This window comes from Pseudomonas simiae, from assembly GCF_000934565.1.
In the GTDB taxonomy this organism is placed as follows: Bacteria; Pseudomonadota; Gammaproteobacteria; order Pseudomonadales; family Pseudomonadaceae; genus Aquipseudomonas; species Aquipseudomonas simiae.
Window position 1 is genome coordinate 2074843 of sequence record NZ_CP010896.1, and the last position, 22327, is coordinate 2097169.

Annotated in this window: 15 protein-coding genes, 2 tRNA genes, 3 rRNA genes and 1 pseudogene; 11 read left to right on the forward strand and 10 right to left on the reverse strand. The window is 58.1% G+C overall.

Annotated features, from left to right (window positions below; all coding sequences use genetic code 11):
* Positions 1–27: 27 nt before the first annotated feature.
* The 3 genes from PF1751_RS09530 to rhtA all read right to left on the reverse strand — a co-directional run bounded on the left by PF1751_RS09530 (position 28) and on the right by rhtA (position 2203).
* Positions 28–759, reverse strand: coding sequence for an SDR family oxidoreductase (locus tag PF1751_RS09530; RefSeq protein ID WP_044286933.1), 732 nt, complete (start codon positions 757–759; stop codon positions 28–30).
* Between the two features lie 111 nt (positions 760–870).
* Positions 871–1152, reverse strand: coding sequence for a hypothetical protein (locus tag PF1751_RS09535; RefSeq protein WP_021492088.1), 282 nt, complete (start codon positions 1150–1152; stop codon positions 871–873).
* Between the two features lie 163 nt (positions 1153–1315).
* Positions 1316–2203 carry a threonine/homoserine exporter RhtA gene (rhtA, locus tag PF1751_RS09540; protein ID WP_010211573.1) on the reverse strand — a complete coding sequence of 296 codons (888 nt, stop codon included), beginning with the start codon at positions 2201–2203 and terminating at the stop codon, positions 1316–1318.
* A gap of 642 nt (positions 2204–2845) precedes the next feature.
* Between rhtA and PF1751_RS09545 the strand changes: the two genes are divergently transcribed.
* The 5 genes from PF1751_RS09545 (at position 2846) to rrf (ending at position 8069) form a co-directional block, all read left to right on the forward strand.
* Positions 2846–4382 (forward strand): 16S ribosomal RNA (locus PF1751_RS09545).
* Between the two features lie 122 nt (positions 4383–4504).
* Positions 4505–4581, forward strand: a tRNA-Ile gene (locus tag PF1751_RS09550).
* A gap of 10 nt (positions 4582–4591) precedes the next feature.
* Positions 4592–4667 (forward strand) — tRNA-Ala (locus tag PF1751_RS09555).
* 238 nt (positions 4668–4905) lie between these two features.
* Positions 4906–7797 (forward strand): 23S ribosomal RNA (locus tag PF1751_RS09560).
* 156 nt (positions 7798–7953) lie between these two features.
* A 5S ribosomal RNA gene (gene rrf, locus PF1751_RS09565) occupies positions 7954–8069 on the forward strand.
* Together the 16S, 23S and 5S rRNA genes with 2 tRNA genes alongside form the textbook arrangement of a ribosomal RNA operon.
* A gap of 73 nt (positions 8070–8142) precedes the next feature.
* Here rrf and PF1751_RS29640 read toward each other — a convergent pair.
* Positions 8143–8265 carry a hypothetical protein gene (locus tag PF1751_RS29640; protein WP_021492086.1) on the reverse strand — a complete coding sequence of 41 codons (123 nt, stop codon included), beginning with the start codon at positions 8263–8265 and terminating at the stop codon, positions 8143–8145.
* Positions 8266–8407: 142 nt separating this feature from the next.
* On the opposite strand from PF1751_RS29640, the gene mrdA reads away from it, so the two are divergent.
* Positions 8408–10300 (forward strand): penicillin-binding protein 2, encoded by a 1893-nt coding sequence (gene mrdA, locus PF1751_RS09570; protein WP_010211572.1) that lies wholly within the window; start codon positions 8408–8410, stop codon positions 10298–10300.
* Here the strand turns inward: mrdA and PF1751_RS09575 are convergent, their stop codons facing one another.
* Positions 10301–10702: a GFA family protein gene (locus PF1751_RS09575; RefSeq protein WP_031290841.1), complete on the reverse strand. Its 402-nt coding sequence runs from the start codon at positions 10700–10702 to the stop codon at positions 10301–10303. It lies immediately after the preceding gene.
* A 98-nt stretch (positions 10703–10800) separates the two neighbouring features.
* Between PF1751_RS09575 and PF1751_RS09580 the strand changes: the two genes are divergently transcribed.
* Positions 10801–11268, forward strand: a complete 468-nt coding sequence (locus PF1751_RS09580; protein WP_010211569.1) for an SRPBCC family protein — start codon at positions 10801–10803, stop codon at positions 11266–11268.
* Positions 11269–11318: 50 nt separating this feature from the next.
* Here PF1751_RS09580 and PF1751_RS29420 read toward each other — a convergent pair.
* Positions 11319–11520: pseudogene (locus tag PF1751_RS29420) on the reverse strand (hypothetical protein); the annotation flags it as partial.
* Positions 11507–13744: a TonB-dependent receptor gene (locus tag PF1751_RS09585; protein ID WP_044286934.1), complete on the reverse strand. Its 2238-nt coding sequence runs from the start codon at positions 13742–13744 to the stop codon at positions 11507–11509. The pseudogene PF1751_RS29420 and the gene PF1751_RS09585, both read right to left, overlap by 14 nt.
* 195 nt (positions 13745–13939) lie before the next feature.
* Between PF1751_RS09585 and PF1751_RS09590 the strand changes: the two genes are divergently transcribed.
* The 4 genes from PF1751_RS09590 to PF1751_RS09605 all read left to right on the forward strand — a co-directional run bounded on the left by PF1751_RS09590 (position 13940) and on the right by PF1751_RS09605 (position 18331).
* Positions 13940–16297 (forward strand): DNA polymerase II, encoded by a 2358-nt coding sequence (locus tag PF1751_RS09590; RefSeq protein WP_038453063.1) that lies wholly within the window; start codon positions 13940–13942, stop codon positions 16295–16297.
* A 70-nt stretch (positions 16298–16367) separates the two neighbouring features.
* Entirely contained in the window at positions 16368–16946 is a 579-nt protein-coding gene (locus PF1751_RS09595) for a GNAT family N-acetyltransferase (RefSeq protein WP_042571016.1), read from the forward strand.
* A 12-nt stretch (positions 16947–16958) separates the two neighbouring features.
* Positions 16959–17591, forward strand: coding sequence for a glutathione S-transferase N-terminal domain-containing protein (locus tag PF1751_RS09600; protein WP_044286936.1), 633 nt, complete (start codon positions 16959–16961; stop codon positions 17589–17591).
* A 164-nt stretch (positions 17592–17755) separates the two neighbouring features.
* Positions 17756–18331, forward strand: a complete 576-nt coding sequence (locus PF1751_RS09605) for a DUF4174 domain-containing protein (RefSeq protein ID WP_010211560.1) — start codon at positions 17756–17758, stop codon at positions 18329–18331.
* Between the two features lie 26 nt (positions 18332–18357).
* Here PF1751_RS09605 and PF1751_RS09610 read toward each other — a convergent pair whose 3' ends face one another.
* The 3 genes from PF1751_RS09610 to PF1751_RS09620 form a co-directional block, all read right to left on the reverse strand.
* Positions 18358–19404 (reverse strand): acyltransferase family protein, encoded by a 1047-nt coding sequence (locus tag PF1751_RS09610; RefSeq protein WP_031290839.1) that lies wholly within the window; start codon positions 19402–19404, stop codon positions 18358–18360.
* Between the two features lie 85 nt (positions 19405–19489).
* A complete protein-coding gene (murJ, locus tag PF1751_RS09615; protein ID WP_021492076.1) occupies positions 19490–20899 on the reverse strand; it encodes a murein biosynthesis integral membrane protein MurJ in 1410 nt (469 codons plus the stop codon).
* Complete coding sequence (locus PF1751_RS09620; RefSeq protein WP_010211556.1) at positions 20899–22326, reverse strand: O-antigen ligase family protein; 1428 nt, start codon at positions 22324–22326, stop codon at positions 20899–20901. Before PF1751_RS09620 ends, murJ begins: the two co-directional genes overlap by 1 nt.
* Position 22327: the final 1 nt, after the last annotated feature.

Here is a 22327-nt window from a genome sequence, read left to right on the forward strand (position 1 = left end):
CTCGCTGCTTATTGTTATGGGGCGTGCTCACCAGGGTTCATTCCAGGGACGCAGGTCCAGTTCGAAGGTCCAGGCATCGCGTGGCTGGCTATGCAGGTACCAATAGTTATCGGCGATGTGCTCGGGGTTGAGGATGCCGTCCTGGTCCTTGAGCGCGTATTTTTGCGGAAAATTGTCGCGAATGAAGTCGGTGTCAATGGCGCCGTCGACCACGATATGGGCGACGTGGATGTTCCTGGGGCCCAATTCCCGCGCCATGCTCTGCGCAAGCGCCCGAATTCCGTGCTTGGCCCCGGCGAATGCAGCAAAACCTGCCGCACCGCGCAATCCTGCGGTGGCTCCTGTGAACAGAATGGTGCCTCGATTGCGCGTGACCATGCGCTTGGCCACCTCGCGTGCATTCAGGAAGCCCGAAAAACAGGCCATCTCCCAGATCTTGAAATACTTGCGCGCGGTTTCTTCGAGGATGCTGCACGGGACGTTGGCGCCGATGTTGAACACGAAGGCTTCGATGGGGCCCAGGTTGGTTTCGATGTTTTCGATCAGTGCGATGACGTCGTCTTCCTTACGTGCATCGCAGGCAAACCCATGGGTCTCGCCGCCTGCAGCTTGAATACTGTCTACCAGTGGCTGCAGCTTGTCGGCACTGCGGCGTGTCACGCAGGCCACATAGCCTTCGCGGGCAAAGCGTTTGGCAATGGCGCCGCCGGTTGCGTCACCGGCGCCCACTACCAATACGATTTTCTTGTTGTGCGTCATGGGAACTCCGTTGGCTCGATAGTCGAGCAGGAGTTTAGACGCAGCGCCGCGAAGGGCTGGATTTGTATCTGGAATTTAATAGGAGCAGTCAGGGGATGACTGCTCGAGCAACTATTTACAGATGACGATCATGCTTCGGCTGGTATAGCCGGCAGGATTGAGGCCGAAGGGGTAGTCCCCTGGTTCCTCGGAGTTGTCACCGGACTTTGCGATAACCCGATAGCCCTTGGCGCCGCAAGAGTTGGTTGCGCTGGTGTAGCACTGGTCCCAGGAAGAAGACAGGCCGGAACAGTTGATATGCAGCCCTTTTTTGCCACGTTTCACTTCTGTCTTGGTGGTCGCGGCACAACCGGCAATCGCCATGACCATTAACAGTATAAAAATTCGCTTCATTCCTATCCTTAATAGCCACCCTGCAGTGCTACAGGCGGCTCTACTCGCTCTCGGGTGTCGCGTTAGCGCTGTCCTTGTCGGAGTTCTCCATGAATGACATTTGTTGACCGCTTAAACATGGCCTAAATGAGCGCCAAATGCCAGAGCTACATTCAAACAGGCTTCAATCGGCTGGAACCAGCGGTTTTGAGTCGTTGCGCATCGTCACCGTTGCGCCTACGGAGGCCAAGATGATGCAAATGATCGCCAGCCACTGCGCGAATGACAGGTGTTCGTGCAGGAACAACAGGCCGGAGAAGGCGCCAAACGCTGGTTCGATGCTCATGAGCGTGCCGAAGGTGCGGGCGGGAAGGCGCGTCAGTGCGACCATTTCCAGGGTATAGGGCAGAGCGGTGGACAGAATGGCCACACCGATGGCGATAGGGATCAACGCGGGGGTCAGCAATGCGCTGCCTGCATGGACGATGCCGATAGGGGCAACAAACAAGGCTGCGATCATTACGCCAAGGGCGGCGGTCTGCACGCCGTTGTCATTACCGGCTTTCTGACCATACAGAATGTAGAGCGCCCAGCAGACCCCGGCACCCAGGGCGTAGCTCGCTCCCACTAGATCGATCCCGCTGCTCGCTTCGCCCAGTGGGATAAGCAAGAGCAAGCCGATGATCGCCAGGGCAATCCACAGGAAGTCGACTGCGCGTCGAGAGGCATAGATAGCGACAGCCAACGGGCCGGTGAATTCCAGGGCGACCGCAATCCCCAAAGGTACGCTGCGCAGGGACATATAGAAGAGGAAGTTCATGCCGCCCAATGCCATTCCATAGATGATCACCGTTCGCAGGGACTTTGCCGTCAACGTGGCGCGCCATGGGCGTAATAGAAACAGCATGATCACGCTGGCAAAAATCAGGCGCAGTGCCGTGGTGCCCTGTGCCCCGACGATAGGGAACATGGTCTTGGCCAGCGAGGCGCCGGACTGGATGGAGGCCATGGCGATCAGCAGCAGGCCAATGGGGAACAATGTCGCGCCCAGGCTGCGGGGGGAGGTGGTCATTTGGGAGTGTTTGTCCAAAGTCATAGTAAAAGAAGCATGGGCGCTATGATGCTTAACTGTTTGAGAATGGGCAATATATTGCTCAACTATCCTTCTGACGTTTTTATAAAGGGCGGATTTTGAAGTTTCCAGCGCCTTTGATAGAAAAACCAAATTAGGAGTTGACGGCAGATTTCAGAAGTCTATAATTCGCCCCACTTCCGGCGCAGTCGAAACGGAAAACTCCTTGGTAAACAATGAGTTATGTAAGTTTCGGCAGCAAGTTGCTTCAGTTCATCGAAGCCAAAAGGGAGTTGAAAAAGAGGTGTTGACAGCAGCGTGTAACGCTGTAGAATTCGCCTCCCGCTAACGAGAGATCGAAGGCGCAAGTGGTTGAAGTTGTTGAAGAATTCTTCGAAAACTTCTGAAAATAATCACTTGACAGCAAATGAGGCTGCTGTAGAATGCGCGCCTCGGTTGAGACGAAAGATCTTAACCAACCGCTCTTTAACAACTGAATCAAGCAATTCGTGTGGGTGCTTGTGGAGTCAGACTGATAGTCAACAAGATTATCAGCATCACAAGTTACTCCGCGAGAAATCAAAGATGTAACCAACGATTGCTGAGCCAAGTTTAGGGTTTCTTAAAAACCCAAAGATGTTTGAACTGAAGAGTTTGATCATGGCTCAGATTGAACGCTGGCGGCAGGCCTAACACATGCAAGTCGAGCGGTAGAGAGAAGCTTGCTTCTCTTGAGAGCGGCGGACGGGTGAGTAATGCCTAGGAATCTGCCTGGTAGTGGGGGATAACGTTCGGAAACGAACGCTAATACCGCATACGTCCTACGGGAGAAAGCAGGGGACCTTCGGGCCTTGCGCTATCAGATGAGCCTAGGTCGGATTAGCTAGTTGGTGAGGTAATGGCTCACCAAGGCGACGATCCGTAACTGGTCTGAGAGGATGATCAGTCACACTGGAACTGAGACACGGTCCAGACTCCTACGGGAGGCAGCAGTGGGGAATATTGGACAATGGGCGAAAGCCTGATCCAGCCATGCCGCGTGTGTGAAGAAGGTCTTCGGATTGTAAAGCACTTTAAGTTGGGAGGAAGGGCAGTTACCTAATACGTGATTGTTTTGACGTTACCGACAGAATAAGCACCGGCTAACTCTGTGCCAGCAGCCGCGGTAATACAGAGGGTGCAAGCGTTAATCGGAATTACTGGGCGTAAAGCGCGCGTAGGTGGTTTGTTAAGTTGGATGTGAAATCCCCGGGCTCAACCTGGGAACTGCATTCAAAACTGACTGACTAGAGTATGGTAGAGGGTGGTGGAATTTCCTGTGTAGCGGTGAAATGCGTAGATATAGGAAGGAACACCAGTGGCGAAGGCGACCACCTGGACTAATACTGACACTGAGGTGCGAAAGCGTGGGGAGCAAACAGGATTAGATACCCTGGTAGTCCACGCCGTAAACGATGTCAACTAGCCGTTGGAAGCCTTGAGCTTTTAGTGGCGCAGCTAACGCATTAAGTTGACCGCCTGGGGAGTACGGCCGCAAGGTTAAAACTCAAATGAATTGACGGGGGCCCGCACAAGCGGTGGAGCATGTGGTTTAATTCGAAGCAACGCGAAGAACCTTACCAGGCCTTGACATCCAATGAACTTTCTAGAGATAGATTGGTGCCTTCGGGAACATTGAGACAGGTGCTGCATGGCTGTCGTCAGCTCGTGTCGTGAGATGTTGGGTTAAGTCCCGTAACGAGCGCAACCCTTGTCCTTAGTTACCAGCACGTAATGGTGGGCACTCTAAGGAGACTGCCGGTGACAAACCGGAGGAAGGTGGGGATGACGTCAAGTCATCATGGCCCTTACGGCCTGGGCTACACACGTGCTACAATGGTCGGTACAGAGGGTTGCCAAGCCGCGAGGTGGAGCTAATCCCATAAAACCGATCGTAGTCCGGATCGCAGTCTGCAACTCGACTGCGTGAAGTCGGAATCGCTAGTAATCGCGAATCAGAATGTCGCGGTGAATACGTTCCCGGGCCTTGTACACACCGCCCGTCACACCATGGGAGTGGGTTGCACCAGAAGTAGCTAGTCTAACCTTCGGGGGGACGGTTACCACGGTGTGATTCATGACTGGGGTGAAGTCGTAACAAGGTAGCCGTAGGGGAACCTGCGGCTGGATCACCTCCTTAATCGACGACATCAGCTGCTCCATAAGTTCCCACACGAATTGCTTGATTCATTGAAGAAGACGATAGAAGCAGCTTTAAGCTCCAAGCTGATAGCTCATAGCTAATCAGTTGCGCTCGAAATTGGGTCTGTAGCTCAGTTGGTTAGAGCGCACCCCTGATAAGGGTGAGGTCGGCAGTTCGAATCTGCCCAGACCCACCAATTTTGTTATGGGGCCATAGCTCAGCTGGGAGAGCGCCTGCCTTGCACGCAGGAGGTCAACGGTTCGATCCCGTTTGGCTCCACCATATAACTGCTTCTGCTGTTAGAGTTTAGAAATGAATATTCAAGTGTGAATATTGATTTCTAGTCTTTGATTAGATCGTTCTTTAAAAATTTGGGTATGTGATAGAAAGATAGACTGAACGTTACTTTCACTGGTAACGGATCAGGCTAAGGTAAAATTTGTGAGTTCTCTTAGTTGAGAAATTCGAATTTTCGGCGAATGTTGTCTTCACAGTATAACCAGATTGCTTGGGGTTATATGGTCAAGTGAAGAAGCGCATACGGTGGATGCCTTGGCAGTCAGAGGCGATGAAAGACGTGGTAGCCTGCGAAAAGCTTCGGGGAGTCGGCAAACAGACTTTGATCCGGAGATGTCTGAATGGGGGAACCCAGCCATCATAAGATGGTTATCTTGTACTGAATACATAGGTGCAAGAGGCGAACCAGGGGAACTGAAACATCTAAGTACCCTGAGGAAAAGAAATCAACCGAGATTCCCTTAGTAGTGGCGAGCGAACGGGGACTAGCCCTTAAGTGGCTTTGAGATTAGCGGAACGTTCTGGAAAGTACGGCCATAGTGGGTGATAGCCCTGTACGCGAAAATCTCTTAGTCATGAAATCGAGTAGGACGGAGCACGAGAAACTTTGTCTGAATATGGGGGGACCATCCTCCAAGGCTAAATACTACTGACTGACCGATAGTGAACTAGTACCGTGAGGGAAAGGCGAAAAGAACCCCGGAGAGGGGAGTGAAATAGATCCTGAAACCGTATGCGTACAAGCAGTGGGAGCCCACTTTGTTGGGTGACTGCGTACCTTTTGTATAATGGGTCAGCGACTTATTTTCAGTGGCGAGCTTAACCGAATAGGGGAGGCGTAGCGAAAGCGAGTCTTAATAGGGCGTCTAGTCGCTGGGAATAGACCCGAAACCGGGCGATCTATCCATGGGCAGGTTGAAGGTTGGGTAACACTAACTGGAGGACCGAACCGACTACCGTTGAAAAGTTAGCGGATGACCTGTGGATCGGAGTGAAAGGCTAATCAAGCTCGGAGATAGCTGGTTCTCCTCGAAAGCTATTTAGGTAGCGCCTCATGTATCACTGTAGGGGGTAGAGCACTGTTTCGGCTAGGGGGTCATCCCGACTTACCAAACCGATGCAAACTCCGAATACCTACAAGTGCCGAGCATGGGAGACACACGGCGGGTGCTAACGTCCGTCGTGAAAAGGGAAACAACCCAGACCGTCAGCTAAGGTCCCAAAGTTATGGTTAAGTGGGAAACGATGTGGGAAGGCTTAGACAGCTAGGAGGTTGGCTTAGAAGCAGCCACCCTTTAAAGAAAGCGTAATAGCTCACTAGTCGAGTCGGCCTGCGCGGAAGATGTAACGGGGCTCAAACCATACACCGAAGCTACGGGTATCACGTAAGTGATGCGGTAGAGGAGCGTTCTGTAAGCCTGTGAAGGTGAGTTGAGAAGCTTGCTGGAGGTATCAGAAGTGCGAATGCTGACATGAGTAACGACAATGGGTGTGAAAAACACCCACGCCGAAAGACCAAGGTTTCCTGCGCAACGTTAATCGACGCAGGGTTAGTCGGTCCCTAAGGCGAGGCTGAAAAGCGTAGTCGATGGAAAACAGGTTAATATTCCTGTACTTCTGGTTATTGCGATGGAGGGACGGAGAAGGCTAGGCCAGCTTGGCGTTGGTTGTCCAAGTTTAAGGTGGTAGGCTGAGATCTTAGGTAAATCCGGGATCTTAAGGCCGAGAGCTGATGACGAGCTAACTTTTAGTTAGCGAAGTGGTTGATGCCATGCTTCCAAGAAAAGCTTCTAAGCTTCAGGTAACCAGGAACCGTACCCCAAACCGACACAGGTGGTTGGGTAGAGAATACCAAGGCGCTTGAGAGAACTCGGGTGAAGGAACTAGGCAAAATGGCACCGTAACTTCGGGAGAAGGTGCGCCGGTGAGGGTGAAGGACTTGCTCCGTAAGCTCATGCCGGTCGAAGATACCAGGCCGCTGCGACTGTTTATTAAAAACACAGCACTCTGCAAACACGAAAGTGGACGTATAGGGTGTGACGCCTGCCCGGTGCCGGAAGGTTAATTGATGGGGTTAGCTAACGCGAAGCTCTTGATCGAAGCCCCGGTAAACGGCGGCCGTAACTATAACGGTCCTAAGGTAGCGAAATTCCTTGTCGGGTAAGTTCCGACCTGCACGAATGGCGTAACGATGGCGGCGCTGTCTCCACCCGAGACTCAGTGAAATTGAAATCGCTGTGAAGATGCAGTGTATCCGCGGCTAGACGGAAAGACCCCGTGAACCTTTACTATAGCTTTGCACTGGACTTTGAATTTGCTTGTGTAGGATAGGTGGGAGGCTTTGAAGCGTGGACGCCAGTTCGCGTGGAGCCATCCTTGAAATACCACCCTGGCAACTTTGAGGTTCTAACTCAGGTCCGTTATCCGGATCGAGGACAGTGTATGGTGGGTAGTTTGACTGGGGCGGTCTCCTCCTAAAGAGTAACGGAGGAGTACGAAGGTGCGCTCAGACCGGTCGGAAATCGGTCGTAGAGTATAAAGGCAAAAGCGCGCTTGACTGCGAGACAGACACGTCGAGCAGGTACGAAAGTAGGTCTTAGTGATCCGGTGGTTCTGTATGGAAGGGCCATCGCTCAACGGATAAAAGGTACTCCGGGGATAACAGGCTGATACCGCCCAAGAGTTCATATCGACGGCGGTGTTTGGCACCTCGATGTCGGCTCATCACATCCTGGGGCTGAAGCCGGTCCCAAGGGTATGGCTGTTCGCCATTTAAAGTGGTACGCGAGCTGGGTTTAGAACGTCGTGAGACAGTTCGGTCCCTATCTGCCGTGGACGTTTGAGATTTGAGAGGGGCTGCTCCTAGTACGAGAGGACCGGAGTGGACGAACCTCTGGTGTTCCGGTTGTCACGCCAGTGGCATTGCCGGGTAGCTATGTTCGGAATAGATAACCGCTGAAAGCATCTAAGCGGGAAACTAGCCTCAAGATGAGATCTCACTGGAACCTTGAGTTCCCTGAAGGGCCGTCGAAGACTACGACGTTGATAGGTTGGGTGTGTAAGCGCTGTGAGGCGTTGAGCTAACCAATACTAATTGCCCGTGAGGCTTGACCATATAACACCCAAGCAATTTGACTACTCTAACGAGCATCAGATTGCGGTGTGTGAAGATGATACGAACCGAAAGTTCGATATCTCACAAAACACCGATCTGTCACATACCCAATTTGCTGAAGCGAGGCCATTAGGTCACGACTCAGTACCCGAATTTCTTGACGACCATAGAGCATTGGAACCACCTGATCCCATCCCGAACTCAGCAGTGAAACGATGCATCGCCGATGGTAGTGTGGGGTTTCCCCATGTGAGAGTAGGTCATCGTCAAGATTAAATTCCAGAACCCCTGTTTGCTAACGCAGACAGGGGTTTTGTTTTGGGCGGTCGGAAAGTACGTAGAGACTCATTGCCGTGCACTGCTGGTCAACGCCGTCACCGATAACAGACCATTGAAGCGCCACTCCTCATGAATCCCCTCTTTTTGCATCCCGACCAGCGCACGCTCTTCCTCTACGACTTTCCTCATAAAAGCGGCTCATGAACCTGCCGTTGGGCAAATGGATACAAAGTGTTTCCGCATTTTTGGTATGGTGCAGCACATTTTCACAAGGACTGATCTTTCAACCGCAGGAAGCGGCGTCGACCTTCTTCAACGAGATGCTGTAGAAATGCCTGAACCTATACCGATCAAGGATCACGAAAAAGAAAACCGCTTGGTCAACAAACGCCTGCTTGCCTGCGCGCTGTTGGTTATTGGCATCACCTGCGCCCTGGTGGCACGCATGTACTTCCTGCAGGTCGTACAGTTCGACTACCACTCCACTATTTCCGAGAACAACCGCGTCCACGTGCTGCCTATTACGCCGACGCGTGGGTTGATCTATGACCGCAACGGCGTCGTGCTGGCTGACAACCGTCCCAGCTACAACCTGACCATCACCCGTGAACGCACCACCGACCTCAAGGGGGAGTTGGACGCCATCGTCAGTTTGCTGCACTTGCCGGCAGAAGACCGTGCTGTATTCGACAAGGCACTGAAGCAAGCGCGGCACCCCTTCGTTCCTGTGACATTGTTTTATGAGCTGACCGAAGAGCAGATCGCGCTGCTGGCCGTGAATGAGTTTCGCCTACCGGGGGTGGACGTAGAACCGCAATTCGTTCGTCACTACCCCCTGGGCGCTCACTTTGCCCATTCCATCGGTTACGTAGGGCGGATCAACGAGAAAGAATCCAAAGCCCTCGACTCGGTGGAGTACCGGGGCACCCAGTCCATCGGCAAGACCGGGATCGAGCGCTTCTACGAGTCCGAATTGCATGGCCACGTAGGCTATGAAGAGGTCGAGACCAATGCCCAGGGCCGCGTACTGCGTGTGCTCAAGCACACCGATCCGATTCCGGGAAAAAACATTGTCCTTAGCCTCGACGTTCACCTCCAGGAAGCCGCAGAAGAGGCCTTGGGTGATCGACGCGGTTCGGTGGTTGCCCTCGACCCGCAGACCGGTGAAGTGCTGGCGATGGTCAGTAAGCCAAGCTTCGATCCGAACCTGTTCGTCACCGGTATCAGCTTCAAGGAATACGCCGCCCTGCATGACTCCATCGATCGGCCGCTGTTCAACCGCGTCCTCAGGGGCCTCTACGCGCCAGGCTCGACCATCAAGCCGGAGGTCGCCATCGCCGGCCTGGACAGTGGCGTCGTCACCGCCCAGACCCGCGTGTTCGACCCGGGTTACTACCAACTGCCGGACTTCGATCACAAATACCGCAACTGGAATCACAGCGGCGACGGCTGGGTAGATATGGACGCCGCCATCATGCGCTCCAACGACACCTACTTTTACGACCTAGCCCACAAGCTCGGCATCGATCGCCTGCACGACTACCTGGCTGAGTTCGGCCTGGGTCAGAAAGTGTCGCTGGATATGTTCGAAGAGTCAGCCGGCCTGATGCCCTCCCAGGCCTGGAAGCGCGCCACCCGCCGGCAACCCTGGTTCCCGGGTGAAACCGTGATCCTCGGCATTGGCCAGGGCTATATGCAGGTCACACCGCTGCAATTGGCCCAAGCCACAGCGCTGATCGCCAACAAGGGCGTGTGGAATCGGCCTCACTTGGCCAAGACCATCAATGGCGTGCCTCCCGTGGATGAAAACCCGATGCCCAACGTCGTCCTCAAGGACCCGCGTGATTGGGAGCAGGTCAACCACGGCATGCAACTGGTGATGCACGACCCACGCGGCATTGCCCGCGCTGCCGCACAAGGTGCGCAATACCGCATCGCCGGCAAGAGTGGTACGGCACAAGTGGTCGCGATCAAGCAGGGTGAGCGTTACAACCGTGAAAAGACCCTGGAACGCCACCGCGACAACGCCTTGTTCGTCGGTTTCGCGCCAGCCGAACATCCGAAGATCGTGATTTCGGTGATGATCGAAAACGGCGAGGCCGGCGGTCGTGTTGCAGGACCGGTAGTGCGCCAGATCATGGACGCCTGGTTACTCGACCAAGAAGGTCACCTGAAGCCGCAGTACGCGACACCGGCTAAAGCACCCGGAGACCCGAAGGTCTAATCAGGTTTGCCACCCGTCCCACTGCTCTACGCCTTCATAGGCAAGCCAGGGCACCGCATGGGATGTCCAGATATGCGCGGTGGGCCTGACGCCTGGATCATCATCCAGCGTCGCCACCCGCACAATGACGTGGGGTTGGTGCCCGCGCTCCGCCATCAGGTGCGAACCGCAGCGCGAACAGAAATGCCTGAACTTGCCTGGCGACGATTCGAATGACGCCAGCAGGGCTTCGCCCTGGGTCCAGCGAAAGTGTTCACGCATCACGCCCGCCGTCGCCACAAATGCTGCCGCATGCACCTTGCGACAGCTGTCGCAGTGGCAGTGGCTGATGGGCATGTCGAGGCCGTCCACTTGGTAGCGCACGCCTTTACAGAAGCAACTTCCATTCAACGGGTCAGTCATAACGTATAGCCGGTTCAAGGATGGGGTCATCATGATTGCTTACAACCCAAGGTTGCGCATTATTTGATGTCGCCTACTGTCAATGGAGGAGGTGACTTATGCACGTATTAGATCGCATCGAACGAAAAGTCCTGCTCAACGCTTCACGTAAACAGGTGTGGGAAGCCCTCACCGATGCCGAGCAATTCGGCAGTTGGTTTGGTATCGCCCTCAGCGGCAAAAGCTTTGTTGCCGGGCAAACCCTTGAGGCGCCGATCACTTATCCCGGTTACGAGCATGTGATCTGGAAGGCCAGAATCGAACGCATCCTGCCGCAAACACTGTTCTCGTTCCGGTGGCACCCCTTCGCGGTCGAGGAGGGCGTCGACTACGACCAGGAAACCCCGACACTGGTGGAATTCACCATTGAGGACCGAGCACCGGGCATTCTACTGCGGGTGGTCGAGTCGGGGTTTGACGCAGTGCCTGAGGCACGGCGGCAGAAAGCCTTCAAGATGAATTCCCGTGGCTGGGATGAGCAGATGGGCAACATCGAAACTTACCTGAGCCAAGCCCGTCAAGCTTGACCGCAATGGGCATCATGCTTGATGCCCACTTTTCTAACCTATTCAGCCTACACCTGCACCTCACCGCCTTCGGCACCTGCCAGCACTACCTGATGCTTGGCCGCATCCACCGCCAATACCTTTGTGGTGACTTCATCGGCCCCAACGGATTTTGACCGGCGGATATCGACAGCGTGGGCGACGAGGTTGGGCGGACAGAAGCGTGGCCAGGGCAACCGCCTGGCGCAGGCAACGGTGATCAGAAGTCCACAGTCGCCGACAGCTTGGCGACACGTGGATCGCCCTGGCTGAGGAAACCGCCCTGGGCTGATTCCCAGTACTTCTCGTTGGCAACGTTTTCCACGGTGGCACCGAGGGTGACATCCCGCTGAGCCACCTTGAAGTTGTAGCGTGCGCCTACGTCGAAGCGGTTCCACGCTGGCAGGCTCAGGTTATTGGCGGCGTCGGCATACTGGCCACCGGTGCGCAGCATGCGGCCGTTGAGCGTCACGCCCTGCAGGCCAGGCACATCCCAATCCACGTTGGCATTGAGCTGGAACGAAGGCACGCCGATCGCGCGGTTACCGTCGTTGGCACCGTTTTGCGTGTCCTTGAGCTCGGTCTTCATGACTGTCACACCGCCCAGCAAGCGCAGGCCGCTAACCGGTTCGCCAAACACGTTCAGCTCCACGCCTTTGTTGATCTGCTGGCCCTCTCGCACGTAGCGCGCTGTCGTAGCATCAATGACCTGTACGTAGCCGGCTCCAGGCTGTTCGATGCGGTACACACCCAACGTCGCCCCATAGGTGCCCATGTCGACTTTTACCCCGGCTTCAATCTGCTTGGAGCGTGCCGGTGCATAGGGCTGGCCTCCGCCAATAACAGTCCTGTTCCCGGAGTTGACAGGGGAAGTCGGACCTTGGGCCAAGCCTTCAATCCTGTTCGCGTAGAAGGACACATGTTCCCAGGGTTTGAAGACGAGGCCGTAGACCGGCGTAGTGATCGACTCGTCATAATTGGCCGTGCGGGTACCGCTCATGTAGTTGTAACCCTGCACAACGATCTGCTGGCGGCGTGCACCGACCGTCACCAACAGGCGGTCGTCGAAGAACCCCAGGGTGTCGGACACTGCCGTACTGCGCACAAAGGTCTTGGCCGTGATGGTCGGGTCGCTGAAATCGGTGCCAGGGGTATTGCGTGGATTATTCAGGGCCGGTGGCGCTCCCGTCACAGGGTTGTAGATGTTGGTTAGGGTGCGTGGGGTGGCGAACACATAGGCATTGCGCGCCTGGGTCCAGATGCCGGCCAGGCCGAAGTTGAGACGATGGCTCACAGGGCCGGTCTGGAATTTGCCATTCAGGCCACCCATCAAGCTGCTGTTGTCTTCCTCATGCGCGATGGTCGAACCGCTGGCGGTTGCATTGCCAAGGTTATCGGTCAGCGTCACCGACGAGTACTGCCCCATTTCACGGGTGTGCTTGGCCCCGCCTGCCGCATAAACCGTCCAGTTGTCGTTCAAGTCGTACTCGGCGCGCAGCATGCCCAGGGTGTCTTCAAGGTTGGTGTTGCTCCAGCTCGGCGCGTAGTTGGTGTCAGCCGACGGTGCATCCGGGATATGGGTGGCCGTGCCCAGGAACACCGAGTTGCGCCCGCCGTTGATGCGTTGCTTCTGATACACAAAGTCACTGGACAGGCGCAACGCATCGCCGCGGTAATCCAGGCCGACCGCAAACAGTTTCGAGCGCTGGTTTTCATCATCGATGCCGGTATCGCCTTCGCGCTGGGACAGGTTTACCCGCGCGCCAAAACGGTTGTCTTCACCGAATCGCTGGCCTATGTCCAAGTGCTCGCCCACTCGGCCATCGCTGCTGATATCGGTGCTGAAGCGACGCAGCGGGACGTCGTCGGCGCGCTTGGGTTGCAGGTTCACACCACCGCCGATCCCCGAACCGCCTGGCGTTACGCCGTTGATAAAGGCATTGGGTCCCTTGAACACTTCCACGCGCTCCAAGGCGTCAGTGGAGATGATCTGGCGCGGCAGGATGCCGTACAGGCCGTTGAAGGAAATGTCGTCACCGTTCAGCGGCAGGCCACGGATCATGAAGGTCTGCGCCTGGTTGGCAAAACCTGACGCCTGGCGCACGGACGAATCATTGAGCAGCACATCACCGACAGTTTCGGCCTGCTGGTCGCGAATCAACTTTTCGGTGTAGGAGGCCATGCTGAACGGCACATCCATGATGTCCTGGTTACCCAGCACACCCAACTGACCGCCGCGTGCCACCTGGCCGCCAGCGTATACCGGAGGCAGGGCGTTTGGAGCGGGCGCTTCGGCGTTGATGCTGGTGGCGCCCAGTTCCAGTGTGTTGCCATCCTGACGGTTGTTCGCATCCTCCGGAGTGGCGGGTGTTGCGGCGTGGGCTGTGAGGCTCATGGAGCAGCAAAGGGCGAGCAGGGTAGGGCGAAATGGCACAGCAAAGGTGGCACGGATGGGCATGGTCGATCCTGACGGCGAACCGTTATGTGAGGAAAAGGGCAACAGCGTTGCGCGTCCTCACTGCGCGGATACGACTCCGTCGCGAATGATAGTAATTATTATTAACGTCTTGCAACAAATTTATGAGATTCAGGTCTGCGCGCGCGGATGCCGAGTAGAATCACGCCCTGAAAGCGATTCCTGAGGTGCGGTACGGTGGATTTACAGCAGGGTTTTGTCCTGACCCGGCATTGGCGAGATACCCCGGCGGGTACGGAGGTCAGCTTCTGGCTGGCCACCGACCAGGGCCCGAGGTTTATCCGCCTACCCGTGCAGACGTCGGTGATGTTCATCCCCGAAGCCCATCGCAAGCCGTTGGATTGGCTGCTCAAGGGCGAGCGCGACATCGAATTGCGCCCGTTGCAGCTCTGCGATTTTCATCATCGCCCCGTGCTGGGCCTGTATACGCGCCAGCACCGCCAAGCGATGGACGTGGAAAAACGCCTGCGCGCTGCCGGGGTTGATGTCTACGAAGGCGACGTGCGCCCACCCGAGCGCTACATGATGGAGCGCTTCATCACCGCACCGGTGTGGTTCGGCGGCACACCGGACGCCACCGGCGTGCTCTGTGACGCGCAGATGAAGCCCGCGCCCGACTACCGCCCGCCGCTTAAGCTGGTGTCCCTCGACATCGAGACCACCGCCCAGGGCGATCTCTACTCCATCGCCCTCGAAGGCTGCGGCGAGCGCCAGGTGTACATGCTCGGCCCGCCGAACAAACCCGCCGCCGTGGACTTCAAGCTCGACTACTGCGACACCCGCGCCCAACTGCTCGAACGCCTCAATCAATGGCTCGCCCTGCACGACCCCGACGCGATCATCGGCTGGAACGTGGTGCAATTCGATCTGCGCGTGCTCCACGAACATGCCCAGCGCCTCAATGTGCCGCTCATGCTTGGGCGGGGTGAAGAACCCATGGCCTGGCGCGAACACGGCAGCCGCAACCATTACTTTGCGGCGGCGGCGGGGCGCTTGATCATCGATGGCATCGAAGCCCTGCGTTCGGCCACCTGGAGCTTCGAATCCTTCAGCCTGGAAAACGTCGCGCAAACTCTGCTGGGCGAGGGCAAGGACATCTCCACGCCGTACCAGCGCATGGACGAAATCAACCGCATGTTCGCCGAGGACAAGCCCGCGCTGGCGCGCTACAACCTCAAGGACTGCGAACTGGTCACGCGGATTTTCGAGAAAACCGAACTGCTCAAGTTCCTGTTGGAGCGCGCCAGCGTCACCGGCTTGCCGGCCGACCGCAACGGTGGCTCCGTCGCTGCGTTCACCCATTTGTATATGCCGCTGATGCACCGCCAGGGTTTCGTCGCGCCGAACCTGGGCGATAAACCGCCCCAGGCCAGCCCCGGCGGTTTTGTCATGGACTCACGCCCAGGCCTCTACGAATCAGTGCTGGTGCTCGATTACAAAAGCCTTTACCCGTCGATCATCCGCAGTTTCCTGATCGACCCGGTGGGCCTGATCGAAGGCCTCAAGCACCCCGACGACAGCGAGTCCGTGGAAGGCTTTCGCGGCGCACGTTTCTCTCGCACCCGGCATTGCCTGCCGTCCATCGTCGCGCGGGTCTCCGAAGGCCGTGAAGTGGCCAAGCGTGAACACAATGCCCCGCTGTCCCAGGCCCTGAAAATCATCATGAACGCCTTCTATGGCGTACTCGGTTCCAGTGGCTGCCGCTTCTTCGATACGCGGTTGGCCTCGTCGATTACGATGCGTGGCCACCAGATCATGCGCCAGACCCGCGAGCTGGTCGAAGCCCAAGGTTATGAGGTGATCTACGGCGACACCGACTCGACTTTTGTCTGGCTCGGCAGTGCACACGGCCAGGAGGACGCGGGGCGCATCGGCCGGGCGTTGGTGCAGCACGTCAACGACTGGTGGCGCGAGCACCTGCAAACGGCATTCGGGCTGCAAAGCGCGCTGGAATTGCAGTATGAAACCCACTTCACCCGCTTCCTCATGCCGACCATCCGGGGCGCAGAGGAGGGCAGCAAAAAACGCTACGCCGGGCTGGTTGTGCACAGCGATGGCCGTGAAGAAATGGTCTACAAAGGCCTGGAAACCGTGCGCAGCGACTGGTCGCCCCTGGCGCGCCGATTCCAGCAGGAACTCTACCAGCGCATCTTCCATCGCCAGCCCCACCAGGATTACATCCGCGACTATGTGCGCCTAACCCTCAGCGGCGAATTCGATGAGTTGCTGATCTACCGCAAACGCCTGCGCCGTCAGCTGGACGACTACGAGCGCAACGTGCCGCCCCATGTCCGCGCCGCGCGCCTGGCCGATGAGTACAACGATCGCATGAACCGCCCGCGCCAGTACCAGCGCGGTGGCTGGATCAGTTACGTGATCAGCGTCAACGGCCCGGAACCGCTGGAAGTGCGGCACGCGCCCATCGACTACGACCACTACGTCACCCGGCAACTGCAGCCGGTGGCGGATGCGATCCTGCCGTTCGTGAATGACGATTTCAGCACCCTGGTGGGCGGTCAGATGGGCCTGTTTTAAAACGCTTGATTCGTCCGGGTGGGAGCCTGCACTCTCTGTCACTGATGACCACCCAGACGGCGCTTGCACCATGACCCTGATCTCTCTGACCGGAACCACGGTCGAACTCTTGCCGCTGCAAAGGGAACACAAGACCGCCTTGCTCGAAGCCGCAGCCGATGGCGAATTGTGGAACCTCAAGGTCACCAACGTACCGGGCCCGGACACCGTCGATCAGTACATCGACACCGCCCTTGCAGGGCGTGACGCCGGCAGCATGATCCCGTTTACCTTGGTGCGTCGTGATGACGGCCAGGTGGTGGGTAGCACGCGGTTCTGGAAGGTCGACCGGATCAATCGCAAGCTGGAAATCGGCCATACCTGGCTGGCGCTGTCCACGCAGAAAAGCGCGATCAACACCGAAGCAAAGCTGCTGTTGCTGACCTACGCGTTCGAAGTGCTCGACTGCGTGCGCGTGCAATTCACCACCGACGAACTCAACGAAAAATCCCGCGCCGCGATCCTGCGGCTCGGCGCCGTGCAGGAAGGCATTGTGCGCCACGAACGCATCATGCCCGACGGGCGCAAGCGCAACTCGGTGCGCTTCAGCATCATCGACTCGGAATGGCCGCAGGTGAAGGCCAACTTGCAGGCCAAACTGCAACGCTAGGAGGAAAAGCCCATGTACACCCTTTATGGCATCGACGAATCCGGCTCCTGCATGATCGAAGTCGCCCTACAGCGCTGTGCGGTGCCGTGGCGACGGGTGGACGCGGCCTCCTGGGCAGAGGGTGAGGGCAGTGATGAGCTGGCCCGGATCAACCCGCTCAAGCAGGTACCCACCCTGATCACCCCCGATGGCCAGGTGTTGACGGAAAGCGCCGCGATCCTGATCCACCTGGGCTTGGAATATCCCGCCTCGGAGCTGCTGGCCGGCGACCGCGCGCAGATCATTCGCGGCCTTGTGTACATCGCGGCCAACTGCTATTCGGCGATCGGCATCATTGACTACCCGCAACGCTGGCTCGGCGACGTCAACGAAACCGTACAGGCGCAGCTGGTGACAGGCACTCGACGATACTTGCACCAGGCCTGGGTGGTGTTTGCCGATCAGTTCGATGGGCAGTTGTTCGCCCCGAACGGCGCGCCGAACGCGTTGGGCGTGATGGCGGCGGCGGTGTCGCGTTGGGATGAAGCGCGGGAGGTGTTGAACGGTCTGGCGCCGGGCTTTGCCCAAAGCCTGGCGCAAGTGGATGCCGACCCTGTCGTCGCCCCCGTATTTGCGCGGCATTGGCCCGCGTGGAAGGTCTCATGATGTTTCCGAAATCAGTGGAAACAATGACAGGTGCGCCCACCAAACCCTTGCGTAGCGGGCGTCTTGTCCTACGCTTTCGTAACGTGGTGTAGGAATCATCCTTGAATTTGACTGTCGCAGACATGAAACTCAAGAACCCTGCATGGAATACAAAGGAGGTGCGCATGCTCATCCGGTCGCTGACCCTGGCTACCTTGATGGCTTTTACGGGGCCGCTGTTGGCTGCTGATGATATCAACCCGCTCAAGCAAGACTTGGGCAAGGCCCGGCCGCTGGTAGTGGTAGAGCTTGATTCCGGCAACGACACCTTGGCGACCCTCAAGAAACAGTTGGACGAGCCTGCGACCAAGCAGTCTTTCGAAGAACGCAGCATGGTGTTCTACACCGTGAAGTTTGGCAGCATCGGCGCCGAAGGCGAGAAGTTCGCCAAGGACCCCAAGGACAATAAAAAGCTCACGCCCCCGGAAACCAACGCACTGATCCGTGCCCTCAAACTGGGTGCCGGCAGTGGCACCAAAGTGATCCTGGTGGGCAAGGACGGCGAGAAGAAAGTCGAGAAGACCGTGCCACCGGATACCCTCGACTTGAAGGAATTCTTCACTGCCATCGACCAGATGCCGATGGCCGAGAAAGAAACCGCCGCCGCCCCGGAGCCTGAACCTGCGGCCCCTGCGCCAGCCAAGGGCGCCAAGCCTGCCAAACATGGCAGCAAGCCTGCACCGCAACAGCTGGATGACTGAACCCAAGACCCTGTAGGCGTGAGTGCCTACAGGGTTTTTTGTGGTTTTCGCACCGGAAACGGAAAGTAGAAAAACCGCAGGAACGCCACCCGCTTGATCACTTCCCCGATCAACAACGGCGCCACCACCGCCACCACAAAACCGATGCAGGCCGCGGCAAACGCGTGCAGCCCCAGGCGCTCCATCAGGTCAAAAGTCTTGTGCTGGATTTCACCATGGAAGATCAGCAGGATCAGGGTGTTCTGGCCGATGTAGGTCATAGCCCGCGTGACCCAGGCCGAGACCATCAGCACCTTTGCCAGCGCCCAGCACGCGTATACACCGATCACGGCGGGCAGGGTGGTCCATAACCAGTGGTCGTAGCGCCGCTGCGCCAGGTCCATGGTGTCCCAGGTGAAGGTGAATACTGCGATAAACAGCGCGACGGAGACCACCAGCGTCAGCCAGGAGCCCGAGTGGGCACGCAGCCAGTCGCGCAGCAGGTAGCCGACAATGAAGTAGGTGCTGCTGATCAGCGTGATATCCAGGCTGAACGGCAGGCCCGGCAGGACCCAGGTGTGCCCGCCCAGCGTGACCGGCAGTTGCCAGAACCAGGGCAGCATCCACACGCCCACGATCAATTGCAGCGTGACCAATGCGCAACTCAGCAACAGCGACAGCTTCAGGCGCTGGATCAGCCGCAGCATCAGCCAACTGAACAGGATCGCCACCCAGAAGTGCGGCAGAAACCACAGCGCCTGCCATGGGATGGTGTCCACCGAGGCATACAGCACGCCGCCGATATCCGGCAGCAGCGGCTGGCCCCGCAGCAGGCTGCGCACGATCACGTAGATAAGCATGGTGAAGAAAAACGGCTTGAGCAGGCCGTCGGCCTTGCGCACCGCCATCTCCACGAAGGGCTGTTCAGGCTTGAAGAACACCCCGGACAAAAAGAAGAACAGCGGCAGGATGAACGACGCCAGCACCGGATACAGCAGGTCCGGCGAGGTGGCGACGAACCAACTGTGGGCGAATACGATCACCAGGATGCCAATGCCCTTGGCAATGTCCATTTGAATCCAACGATGTTTCACCTGAACCCCTCCCTCTAAAAAAAACACCGCCCTTGTAGGAGCTGGCTTGCCAGCGAAAATCGTCAACGGGAATGCGCGGCATGAGTCATGCCTTGCGCCACGGCTTCAACCACAGCCCCATGCCCAGCAACACCACTGCACCGGCCAGGGTGCTCAGCCCCAGTTGCAGCCACACGCCTTCAATCCGAAACAGCGCCAACGCCGCCACACCCATCAGCACGGCACTGAGCAGCCAGCTCCGAGCCCAGGGCAGGGCGCTGAGCAAGGCCTGGCGTTGCATCAGCAGCAGCGCGGTGCAGATCACCCCGGCCAGCGCCGCCAACGGAATGCCTGCCAGGCCAAACACAAACGGCAGGACGCCCAGCAACAGCACATTGACCAGGCTGCCGAGCAGTTCGCAGCGCAGCGGCTGGCGCGTATCCCCGGCCGCGTAGGCATAACGCGCGAGCAAGGCGTTCCAGGCGCCGAATACCAGCGGCACGGCAAACCACGCCAGCAGCAGCGGCAACGGCGAGTCCAGCGATTGCGCGGGCAGCAGCAACGCCACCAGGCTCGGGGCCGCCGCCACCAGGCCGACACCGGCGGGCAGAGTCAGCACGCTGGCGGTTTCCAGGCCGCGCTTGAGCAGGGCCAGGCGCTCATCGCCCTGACGACGGCTCATCATGCCCAGCAACACCTGGTTGAGGCTCATCAGCGCAATCAGCGGCAGGTTCATCAGCTTGCGCGCCAGGTTGACCCAGGTCACCGCGCCTTCACCCAACAGCGATGCCACCAGCCGTTCAATCAGCGCCAGGCCCTGGCTGGCGCCGTTGCTCAGTAACAATGGACCGATGCGCTGCCCCAATTCCCGCAGCGGCGCCCACGGCAATTGCCAGCACCACGGCCGCCAGCCCTGGCGCCACATCGATGGCAGTAGCGCCAACGGCATCAACAAGCTGCCGGCCAGGCAGGCCAGGGCCAGGGCGTGCGGTTGGGTGGCGGTGCCGGCGAGGGCGAGGTAGGTCACCGGTGGCAAATTGAACAATAACGAACCCAAGCCAGCCAGCACGAAACGTTCGCTGGCCTGCAACGGGATGCTAAACAGTGCGTGCAGCATCAACCCCGGCACGCACCAGGCGACGATCTGCAAGTTACTGCTGGCGAGCGCCGTGGCACTCGCCGCCAGGCCTGGCCCGAGCAGTTGCACCAGCCACGGCGCCAGCAGCGTCAGCAACAGGCTGGTGACCAGGGCGATCAGCAACAGTGCGGGGAACAACGCGGCCAACCAGCCCAACCGCTCGTCGTCCTTGCGCGCCAGATACAGCGGCAGCGCCGCGGCACTCAGCACGCCGCCGGCCAATGACATGCGCAGCGCCTCCGGCAAAAACAGTGCGATCAGGAATGCATCACTGCGTTCGCCCGCGCCCCAGGCCGCCACCAGCAGCCATTCACGGGCAAAGCCCAGGCACAGGCCCAGCAGCGTCGCCAGTGTCAGCCAGGCGGCGGAGCCCAGCATCAGGGCTGTGCGCCATCAAGCACGGGTTTGCCGAATACCACACGTTTCACCTGAGGCAGGCGTGCCGGAAACAGTCGACGTGCCTCCAATACGTTGATGCCGACCATCAGCCAGAACAGCGCGACCATCACCACCGCAAAGCTGAAGTAGTGGTCGAACAGGCCGCTGACCAGCGCCGAGAGAATTCCGGCTGTGGTGCCCAGCCACAGCGCGTTGTCTTTGGTCAGGCGGATCGGGCCGCTTTCCGGGCGGGCTTCACGCCACCAGCGCACGGTGACCGCGATAAAGAACAGCATGCCGACGATGCCGGTCTTGTAGATGTAGTTCAGCCACAGGTTGGAGATGCCCAGCAAGGGCGTGCCAGGCACGGGCGGATCGACCTTGAAGCCGATACCGAACGGGTACGACACCATCGCCTGCGGAAACATGCGGTACTCGTCGAAACGCACTTCGGTACTGGCGTTGCTCGAAGAAAAAATCGTCGCCAGGCGTTCCTGCAGCGGTGGATAAGCCATCACCAGCACGGCGGTCAGCGCCGCGCCGATCATCAGCAGACGTCCGGTGTAGGGCACCCGGCGCGTTGCCATCCATAGCAGCACCAGCGCCAGGCTGACCATTGCCCCACGGCTACTCGCCAACAGCAAGGCCGCCGCGCCCAGGCACGCCACGCCCAGTCCCAGTGCGCGTTTCCAGCCTTGTTCGGTCATGCCGAAACAAAACGCCAGGGGCAGCAGCAGCGCCATGATTCCGCCGATGGCATTCGGGTGCATCCACGGCGAGCCCATCCGCGAAGACATGGCTTCCAGGCCGAATTTCAGCATGTCGAAGTTGCCGTAATTGAACAGTGCCAGCACCGGCGCAATGCCGGCTCCGGAGCGTGTGCGCACGAACACCGCAATCGACAGCATCAGCATCGCCAGGCTGCCCAGCAGCAGGGCGATCACCAGGGACTCGCGGTGCTTGTGGTCCACCAGCAACTTGGCGCAGAGGAACACCCCCGACAAGTTCAGCAACCAACGCAGCCAGTTGGCCACGCCGCTGCTGTCGGCGTGGATGGTGACCTGACCGACAATGAAGGGGAACACGCTGAACACCATCAGCCACAACAGCATCTGGTCGGTCGGGCGCCGGGTGAGGCTCGGCGTATCCGGCAGGCGTACCAGGAAGTTTTGCCAGAGCACCGCGCCCCAGGTCATCGCCAGGATAGCTTCGCTGACGGTACTGCGAATGCCCAGGTTAACCGTGGAATAGGGCATGAACGTGGCAACCAGGGCAAACAGCAGCAGGCCCCAGAACGGAAAGCGTAGGATGGTCACCGCGCCGGCCAGGCCGATCACCGCGAGGAACGCCTTGGCCGGTGACAGCAGCAGGGCGGCGGCGCCAAACAGGAGGCCGAAGAGGATGGCGACGAGGCTGGGCAGGTTCACT

Coding starts and splice junctions, on each gene's coding strand:
- PF1751_RS09530 (WP_044286933.1), bottom strand. CDS start 759: ATGACGCACAACAAGAAAATCGTATTGGTAGTGGGCGCCGGTGACGCA.
- PF1751_RS09535 (WP_021492088.1), bottom strand. CDS start 1,152: ATGAAGCGAATTTTTATACTGTTAATGGTCATGGCGATTGCCGGTTGT.
- rhtA (WP_010211573.1), bottom strand. CDS start 2,203: ATGACCACCTCCCCCCGCAGCCTGGGCGCGACATTGTTCCCCATTGGC.
- PF1751_RS29640 (WP_021492086.1), bottom strand. CDS start 8,265: ATGAGGAAAGTCGTAGAGGAAGAGCGTGCGCTGGTCGGGATGCAAAAA.
- mrdA (WP_010211572.1), top strand. CDS start 8,408: ATGCCTGAACCTATACCGATCAAGGATCACGAAAAAGAAAACCGCTTG.
- PF1751_RS09575 (WP_031290841.1), bottom strand. CDS start 10,702: ATGACTGACCCGTTGAATGGAAGTTGCTTCTGTAAAGGCGTGCGCTAC.
- PF1751_RS09580 (WP_010211569.1), top strand. CDS start 10,801: ATGCACGTATTAGATCGCATCGAACGAAAAGTCCTGCTCAACGCTTCA.
- PF1751_RS09585 (WP_044286934.1), bottom strand. CDS start 13,744: ATGCCCATCCGTGCCACCTTTGCTGTGCCATTTCGCCCTACCCTGCTC.
- PF1751_RS09595 (WP_042571016.1), top strand. CDS start 16,368: ATGACCCTGATCTCTCTGACCGGAACCACGGTCGAACTCTTGCCGCTG.
- PF1751_RS09600 (WP_044286936.1), top strand. CDS start 16,959: ATGTACACCCTTTATGGCATCGACGAATCCGGCTCCTGCATGATCGAA.
- PF1751_RS09605 (WP_010211560.1), top strand. CDS start 17,756: ATGCTCATCCGGTCGCTGACCCTGGCTACCTTGATGGCTTTTACGGGG.
- murJ (WP_021492076.1), bottom strand. CDS start 20,899: ATGCTGGGCTCCGCCGCCTGGCTGACACTGGCGACGCTGCTGGGCCTG.